Raw genomic sequence first — 8,088 nt, forward strand, 5'->3', positions numbered from 1 at the left:
CCAGCCATAGACCGGGAAGCGGCGGCGGAGGCGGCGAACAGGCGTGGGGTTCAACTGGAGCCCGCTTTGTTCTGGGCCCGCCGCTGCATGGCGAGCCTTGCGACCTGGATATAGCCCCGGTCGCGTGCCGGATCGCGGCCGTAGGAAAGGCTGCCCGGACGGATGCGGCGCAATGCAAGCACGTCGTCGAGCATGGCAAGTACAAAGCCTGCCTCACGAACCCGGGCGATCCAGTCGATCATCTCGCCGCGACCGCCTGGTGGGTCGATGATGGGACCGACGCTCTGCACCACCTCCTGGCGGATCATCATCGTCGTGCGCGACCAGCCCGCTCCACTGGCCGCATCGGGCAAATCGGGGCTGTCGCCGCGAAACGTCCGCCAGTGCGTAAAGACGCCCGCTGTCCCGGGATGACGGCCGAGATAGGCCAGTTGCTGTTCGATCTTGTCCGGCAGCCACAAATCGTCGGCATCGAGCGTCGCGATGAGCGGCGTCGAGAGTGCCGCAATGCCACGGGTCGTTGCGCTGCCGGGTCCGGCATTGTCCTGTCGCAGCACCGTCACCGGCAGGTTCATCGCATCGATCACCGCGGCCGTATCGTCGGTCGAACCGTCATCGACCACGACGATGGCCTCCGCTTTTGCCGTCTGGGCCAGAACGGAGTTCAGGGCAGCGCCTATGGTGGCGGCCGCGTTGAAAGCCGGAATGACGACGCCGTAGCCTGCCATCAAAGGAACCGCCACTGCGCGAGATCCTTGAAGTCGAAGATCCCCTCCACCCGGCGCAAGCTGGGATCGGCCTTGCGACGCTTCATCGACTTGTGAATGGCGCGCATGAACTCGCGAAAGGGCACATCGGCTTCCTTGGTCATGTTGCCGGGATGACGCCTGTAATAGAGAGCCACCGTATCGGGCATAACGTATTTTGCCTGGCTCTCAAAGATACGCAACAGATAGTCGGTGTCCTCGGCCTGTTTGAAATCCTCGTCGAAACCACCGGTGCGCTCGATGAGGTCTCGCGCGAAGATCCCGGCGGACAGGTGGATCCCTCGCACGGTGATGGAGTGGCTGTCGGCGGCCGGTTCCAGTGTCTCGCCATCTATCTTGTCGACCAGCGTCATGCGCGAATAGGTCAGCTCGAGGCCAGGATCCTCTTCGAAGCAGGCGAGATCCGCCTTGAAGCGGCCTATCGGGGAGATGTCGTCCGAATCGAGAAACGACACCAGACGCGTCTGCGGCAGCAACTGCTTCAGCCCGGCATTGCGCGCCTTGGTGACCCCGCCATTGATCTGCTGGAAAAGACGAATGCATGGGGCCTCGTCGATCAACGACCGTACGACGGCTGCCGAGCCATCGGTCGACCCGTCGTCGATGACGATGATGTCGAGATCGATGTCTTCGCGCTGCCTGAGCAACGAGCGCAGCGCCAGGCCAACGAATTGTTCGCGATTGTAGACCGGCATGATGACGCTCAGCCTCATCGGCGTCTCCAGCAGCGTTGCGGGCTTGGCTGATCCGAGCCGATTGTCTCGAGCATCATGGCATCCGCCAATCGGCGGGACTCTTCAATTCGAAGATGCCCTGGACCTCTCGCCGTGACGGATCGGCCTTGCGCCGCCGCATCGACTTGTGGATTGCACGCAAGTGGTTGCGGACCCTGCCGCTATGTTCCTTGGTGACATTTCCGGCGTGGCGTCGGTAGTAGATCGCGACGGTGTTCGGCAATTCGTAGCGCGGACCGGTTTCGAAGACTCGCAACAGATAATCCGTGTCCTCGGACTGCTCAAAGTCCTCGTCGAAATGGCCGATGCGATCGACAAGCGTTCGACTGAAGAGAGCGGTGCTCAGCGAAATTCCGCGAAGCGTCATGGTACAGCAGTCCGCCTCCGGCTCGAGCTTCTCGTCGTCGATCCGGTCGACCAGCGTCATCAGCGAATAGGTTAGCTCAAGCCCGGAGGTAGCCTCGAAGCGGGCGAGATCGGCCTTGAACCGTCCGGCCAGCGAGATGTCGTCAGAATCCAGGAATGACACGAACTCCGCATCCGGCGGCAGTTGCCGCAGCCCGGCGTTGCGCGCCCTGGCCACGCCCATGTTCGATTGCTGGAAGAGTCGGATGCAGGGGTTTTCGCCCATCATCGAGCGTACGGCCTCAGCAGAGCCGTCGGTCGAACCGTCGTCGATGACGATGATGTCGAGATCGGCGGCGTCCCGCTGCCGCACCAGCGAGCGCAATGCCGAAACGACATAGCGTTCACGGTTATAGACGGGCATTATCACGCTCAGTTTCACGAAGCGCCCCGCACAAGAAAGTCCGCAATCGTGCCGGCTATCTCCTGTGGCTGCGTCCCCAGCGACAGACGATAGCATGGCAGCAGGCGGGTCAGGTCGCTGAAGAAGCGAAAGCCGCTCTCCCGCTCGCCCGGCATCTGCGCTATGCCGGACGGCGCCAAGGCAATCATGGCATCCCTCCGCGACACCGGCACGATCGAACTTGCCCCGCCTCCGCCGATATGTGGCACCAGCAGCGCAACGATGTCCAGGGTTTCAGGCACCGGCCGGGGCGCGATGTCATGAATGTGAAAAGCATATTTGCCTTGCCAGTTGAGCGGGCTATGAGCTGGCAGCCGGTGATCCAGCCCAAGTCGCGCGAATCCCTGGGGATCCTGCTTGAGTGTTGAAAACAACGGGCGGGCAGTCACGCCGTTGGAGAGGTCGACCAGCACATAATCGTCGCCGACGCTGTCCAGCCCGTGGAGGAGGCCGGCGGCGACGGTCCCGGATTTCCCGGCGCCGCCCGCGCCGGCCAGCAGTACGCCCCTGCCTTTGGTGCCGAGCGTCCCCGCATGGGCCAGCCGCATGCCACGTGCCGCATATTCCCAATGGAGGAAGGGGCGCAGCGGCGCTCCCGGCTCCCACGGTGGAAAGGCATCGGCCGAGGCCATCAATTGCACGCCAACGCGACGTTGCGGATCATAGAACTGCCAGAAATCCAGGTCGTGGAAATGGTTGCCGCGCAATCCGGCTTCCGCCAGCCTGGTGGCGAAGCCATGCTGCGTGAAGGGTCCTTGGCCCCATCTGGCCGGTGCCGCGATGCCGTCAATGCCGGGATGTGCGACGAAGATGCGGCAGATGTCGGCAGGCGCTCGGTTGTCCGCAGCCGTGACAAAGCCATGAGCGAAGGCATCCGCCAACGCGCCGGCACTCACATGAGCGGTCAACTCCAGATGCGGCAAACCCACCTTGCAGGTCAGTGGATAATGCGCGGCGCTGCTCTGCGCTTGCGCCAGGACATGACGTGCGTAGTCAGTCAGGTTTTCGAGAGTGACGTTCGGCATGGTCTGCCTGTTCCGGAGCCGTCCGGCAACGAGAGCCTGGCGCGCCTCAGTTGGCCTGCTTCACTGCGGGCCAGCCGAGGGGCTCCTCGACCTCGTGGATGGGATCGACGACAATGAGGTCGGCAAGGTCGTCATGGATGTCGACCTTGAGGGGCTCGCCGGCAGCGGCGAGCTGAGCCAGCAATTCGCTGGGAACCGGTCTTGCCACGCCATCGGTTGCGGCCGCCAGCAAACCGAATTCGAGCAATTGTGAAACAAAGCCGTCAATCGCGGCGGCATCGAGGGCGCCAATCCCGGTCGCGGCGCCGACCAGTTCGGAGGCAGGCACGCCGGACGACAGTGCATCCCAAAGCCTGCTGCCTGAATCAGAGAAGCCGAAATATTTACCGGTGGTCAGGTCGAGAACGACGGCTTCGCCATCGAAGGATTCAAAGACGATATCCTTGCTGGCAATGGCATATACGCCGGATTGTCGCATGTTTGCTCCCCGCCGAAGCAGGCCGCGGAGATGATCTTCGGGCCCTACGGTCAACCCCACCGTTGCAGGCGTCTAACCATTTGCAGGGTTTTTGGCAAGATGGCGTAGGCCCGGCCGAGCGCAGCTGCAGGCCGCGCGGGCATGGACAGCCTCTGACCGTGCCTGCCGGTCACGCCTCGATTTCAAGCGCCGAAAGCGGCTTCGAGCAACAGGCGAGGATAAAGCCGTCTTCGATTTCGTGATCGAGGATGCCGCCATTGTGGCTCATCTCGACGTCGCCCGCGACCTTCCTCACCTTGCAGGTGCCGCACAGGCCGAACTCGCAGGCGGCGGGAATCCGCACCCCCGAGGCGCGTGCCGTCTGCAGCACGGTCTGGCCGGCGACGCATTCGGCATCGACATCGGAATGCGAGAACCGGATCGGTGTCACGGCCTCCACGGTGGCAGCGGCGCCGTCTTCCGCCGGCGGCGAGAACGGCGCCGGGATCTCCTCCACGGCAGGCGCGGCAAAGCTTTCCTGATGGTATTTCGCCATGTCGAAGCCGGCTGCGTCCAGCATGCCGCGCACGGCGCGCATGAAAGGATCGGGGCCGCAGCAGAAAATCTCGCGCTCGCGGAAATCGGGCGCCAGCAATGGCAGCCGGATCGCGTCGATGCGGCCCATATGGCCGAACCAGCCCTCGCGGCTCGACCGCTCCTCGATCATGAAGCCGAGCGACAGCCCAGGCATGCGGCTGCCGAGCAGTTCGAGCTCCTTGCGGAAAATGATCTCTTCCGGGCGGCGCGCGCAGTTGACGAAGCCGACATCGGTCCATGGCGCGCAGTCGTTCAGCCAGCGCAGCATCGACATCATCGGCGTCACGCCGGAACCGGCCGAAATGAACAGGTATTTGGCGGCCGGGTGGCTGTGCAGCGAGAAGTCGCCGGTCGGCCCATAGGCCTTGACGTGCGAACCGGGCGTCAGATGGTCGAACATCCAGCGCGTACCGGTGCTGCCCGCCTGCGCCTTGACCGTCACCGCGATCGAGAACGGCCGCGACGGCGAGGACGACAGCGTGTAGGTGCGCATCAGCGGCCCGTCCGATGTCGGCAGTTCCAGAGTCACGAACTGCCCCGGTTTGTAGCGGAACCAGGTCTGGTTGTCGGAGCGGAAGGTGAAGGTCTTCACGTCAGGCGCTTCGTCGCTGACGCCGATCACTTCCAGCACCTGCAGCCTGTCGTTCCAGGGCGTCATCTGGTCGAGATGGCGATAGAGGCCAAGGTCCGTCATCGCATTCATCCTCTTGTCCCCTGGGCTAGGCGACGCTGCGCAGGGCCGGCCGGCCGCCTTCGGCAAGGCGCGGCCCGATGAACGACGCGTACCACTCGACGAACTGGATCACGCCGCCCTCATGCAGCTCCGAATAGGGGCCTGGTTCATAGGCCGGCGACAGGATGCCGAAGGCGTTTTCCTCGACGATGCGGCGGTCCTGGTCGTTGGTCTCGGTCCAGACATGGGTGAGCTCAGCGAGGTCGTAGTCGACGCCTTCGACCGCATCCTTGTGGACGAGCCATTTCGTTGTCACTGCGGTTTCCGTGGCACTGATCGGCAGCACGCGGAAGGTAACGGCGTGGTCGCCGAGGATATGGTTCCAGGTCGTCGGATAGTGATAGAGCAGCAAGGAGCCGATGCGGTCGGTTGAAACGCTGTCGGACAGGTTCTTCTGGACCGCCCGTTTTCCCGTCATGGTGTAGCTGACGGCATCGCGCAGCAGCGGCGCGCGGGTGGCGCGGTACTGCCCTGCCGGATCGATGCGGAATTTGCTCGGCAAGCCTGATGCCTCGCATCTGGCCCAGTGTGCGACCATTTCAGGGTCGCTGTCGGCGCCATGGACGCCGGTTATGGTTGGAGCCTCGGGGAAGGTCTTGCACAACTCGGGATGATTGGCGGCGCAGTGGTAGCACTCGCGGTTGTTTTCCCAGACCAGCTTCCAGTTGCCCTTCTCGACGATCGTGCTCTCGAAGGCGATCTTTGCTTCACGCAGCCGGTGCGGCAAAAGATAGGGTTCGATCATCGCCCGCATCGGCGCGAAATCTGCCGGTTCCTTGGCCAGGCAGATGAAGATGTAGCCGCCGACGCTCTCGCAGGCGACCGGCTTCAGGCCGAAATCACTCTTGTCGAAACCGTCGGCCATCTGGCGGGCAAACAGCAGGCGGCCGTCCAGCTCGTAGGTCCACTGATGATACGGGCAGACGAGCTTTGCCGCGGTACCCTTCTCCGTGTTGCACACGCGGCTGCCGCGATGGCGGCAGGAATTGTGGAAGGCGTTGATCTTGCCGTGCTGGTCGCGGACAAGGACGACCGGATAATCGCCGACCTGCACGGTGATGTAGCTGCCCGGCTTCGGCAGTTCGCAATCATGGCCGATGAACAGCCAGTCGCGATACCAGATCAGCTCCATGTCGAGCTTGAAGTAGTCCGGATCGGTGTAGAAGGGCTGCTCCAGCGAAAAGCCTTGCCGGCGCCCCTTCAGGAGCCTCAGCATGTCGTTGCGGATATCCATGTCCTGTCCTCGTTCCTAAGGACTGAACTGGTGGTGACGGAGGAAGGATTGAAGCGCAGGCCGGCTGTGTGCCGGACATGCGCTATCCACCTCTTGACCGCCCACCGCGATCAGTCGAGTCTAAAAATCTCGGGCTGGTTTCCGGGCTCTGGAGTTGTCCTTGCGGACCATCGCGACACCTTCCCAGGCGGTTGCCCAGTGGTCTCCCGTTGCGACTTGAACTCCACCACCGTTGCGGGGGCAGCGCCGGATTCTGACCGGCTTCCCAATTCTCCGCCTCGTCGTCACGAAGCGGCACCTGAGATGGTATGATCTAACCACGATCGCGGGCGCGCCGTCGGCATGAAAACGACATCGTATCCATGCGGCGCGACACGGCATGCGAAACGCTACTGCAGCTCGTCGCGGGCCGAGATCCCACCTCCCGGGCGGCCATTTGCCGGCTGCGATCTTCCCGAATCCGACCCTTCGCGGGGGGTCAAAAAAGGTTAATGGTTTCGAAAAATGACTATTAGTTCGCCCTAAAATCGAACCGAACGGTTCGTTTCTGTTGACGGTGCGTGCAGGACGGTGTGAACGCTGGGCCTCTGAAACAGTCAGTGATCCATCAGGTGGCTACACCTAACACACTGATATGAAGAAGAAAAATGCATCCCTAGATTCCGTTGGCACAATTTCAAGGTGTGGATTCATGGTCCACACGGAACAACTTCGTGATTGGAAAAGACGACCTTGCCCTCCCACATCGGGGCTGTCCGAACGACGCGATTTCATTTCCAAGACACGCCGCTAGACGGACGGAAAAAAGACGATACTGGAGTACCAAAAATGAAAAAGATCATTCTCACTGCCGCAGCCCTTCTGGCCATTTCCGGCAGCGCCTTCGCTGGTAGCGACCACTACGGTTCCAACGCCGCGGCAGCCACTGCTGTCGACAGCTCGTACACCGCTTCGACCAAGAAGTCGGAACCGGCTGCTCAGGCGCCTGCCCAGGGTGCTGACCGCAACCTCTTCGGCAACAACTAACAGCCGATTCCCAGTTTCCCGGTCGACGGCGGGCTCGCCCGCCGCCCTGGCGAAATTCAGACATTCAGGAGTATTCAAGATGAACAAGATCCTCATTGCTGCCGCCGCCGTTCTGGCCATCACCGGCAGCGCTTTCGCGGGCAGCGACAACTACGGTTCGAACGGCCCCAACCAGCCTGCCGCCGCTGTGGACCAGTCGTACACGGCTTCCACCAAAACCTCGGAACCGGCTGCCCAGACGCCCGCTCAGGGCAGCGACCGTAACCTCTTCGGTCGCTAACAACCAATTTCGCAACCGACGGCAGCTGTGTCTGCCGTCCTGGCGAAATCCAGAATTCAGGAGACTAAAATGAACAAGATCCTTATTGCTGCCGCCGCCGTTCTGGCCATCACCGGCAGTGCCTTCGCCGGCAGCGACAATTTTGGCTCCAATGGTGCCAATCAGCCTGCCGCCACGACTTCGGTCGACAGCACGCGCACCTCTTCGGTACGCAACACCGGTTCGCCGGTCTACAAGCTGCTGAACTCGTCGGGTGACACCACCCAGAAGTCTGCTCCGCAAGGTGCCGACCGCAACCTCTTCGGCAACAACTAACAACCGAAGTCGATCTCCAAGTCAAAGAGCGGCGGGTCCAGACCACCGCCCTTGTTTTTGTCTTCAAAGAGAAATTTGGGGTAGCCGCCCTTGCCTTTCTTTTTTGTTACAC

The 8,088-nt window shown here is 62.2% G+C and carries 10 protein-coding genes and 1 riboswitch; of the genes, 3 read left to right on the forward strand and 7 right to left on the reverse strand.

Annotation, left to right across the window (positions count from 1 at the left end):
- Positions 1-50 precede the first annotated feature (50 nt).
- From EOA22_RS17905 to EOA22_RS17935, 7 genes are all read right to left on the reverse strand, one after another.
- Positions 51-728, reverse strand: a complete 678-nt coding sequence (locus EOA22_RS17905) for a glycosyltransferase family A protein (RefSeq protein WP_063169806.1) — start codon at positions 726-728, stop codon at positions 51-53.
- Positions 728-1,480: a glycosyltransferase family A protein gene (locus EOA22_RS17910; protein WP_063169807.1), complete on the reverse strand. Its 753-nt coding sequence runs from the start codon at positions 1,478-1,480 to the stop codon at positions 728-730. The genes EOA22_RS17905 and EOA22_RS17910 overlap by 1 nt, the downstream gene beginning before the upstream one ends.
- Before the next feature lie 55 nt (positions 1,481-1,535).
- Positions 1,536-2,270 (reverse strand): glycosyltransferase family A protein, encoded by a 735-nt coding sequence (locus EOA22_RS17915; RefSeq protein ID WP_082826624.1) that lies wholly within the window; start codon positions 2,268-2,270, stop codon positions 1,536-1,538.
- Positions 2,271-2,284: 14 nt separating this feature from the next.
- Positions 2,285-3,334, reverse strand: a complete 1,050-nt coding sequence (locus EOA22_RS17920) for a hypothetical protein (RefSeq protein WP_063169809.1) — start codon at positions 3,332-3,334, stop codon at positions 2,285-2,287.
- A gap of 46 nt (positions 3,335-3,380) precedes the next feature.
- Positions 3,381-3,812 carry a PqqD family protein gene (locus tag EOA22_RS17925; RefSeq protein WP_013528271.1) on the reverse strand — a complete coding sequence of 144 codons (432 nt, stop codon included), beginning with the start codon at positions 3,810-3,812 and terminating at the stop codon, positions 3,381-3,383.
- Between the two features lie 169 nt (positions 3,813-3,981).
- Positions 3,982-5,082: a hybrid-cluster NAD(P)-dependent oxidoreductase gene (locus tag EOA22_RS17930; protein ID WP_013528270.1), complete on the reverse strand. Its 1,101-nt coding sequence runs from the start codon at positions 5,080-5,082 to the stop codon at positions 3,982-3,984.
- 25 nt (positions 5,083-5,107) lie between these two features.
- Positions 5,108-6,355 carry an aromatic ring-hydroxylating dioxygenase subunit alpha gene (locus tag EOA22_RS17935; protein ID WP_063169810.1) on the reverse strand — a complete coding sequence of 416 codons (1,248 nt, stop codon included), beginning with the start codon at positions 6,353-6,355 and terminating at the stop codon, positions 5,108-5,110.
- Between the two features lie 114 nt (positions 6,356-6,469).
- Positions 6,470-6,672, reverse strand: a riboswitch (cobalamin riboswitch).
- 511 nt (positions 6,673-7,183) lie between these two features.
- Here EOA22_RS17935 and EOA22_RS17940 point away from each other — a divergent pair.
- From EOA22_RS17940 to EOA22_RS17950, 3 genes are all read left to right on the forward strand, one after another.
- Entirely contained in the window at positions 7,184-7,381 is a 198-nt protein-coding gene (locus EOA22_RS17940; protein WP_013528268.1) for a DUF680 domain-containing protein, read from the forward strand.
- Between the two features lie 79 nt (positions 7,382-7,460).
- Entirely contained in the window at positions 7,461-7,661 is a 201-nt protein-coding gene (locus tag EOA22_RS17945; protein ID WP_013528267.1) for a DUF680 domain-containing protein, read from the forward strand.
- 69 nt (positions 7,662-7,730) lie between these two features.
- Entirely contained in the window at positions 7,731-7,976 is a 246-nt protein-coding gene (locus EOA22_RS17950; protein ID WP_013528266.1) for a DUF680 domain-containing protein, read from the forward strand.
- The last annotated feature ends 112 nt before the right edge of the window (positions 7,977-8,088 follow it).

The organism is Mesorhizobium sp. M7A.F.Ca.US.014.04.1.1, assembly GCF_003998745.1.
Classification (GTDB): Bacteria; Pseudomonadota; Alphaproteobacteria; order Rhizobiales; family Rhizobiaceae; genus Mesorhizobium; species Mesorhizobium ciceri.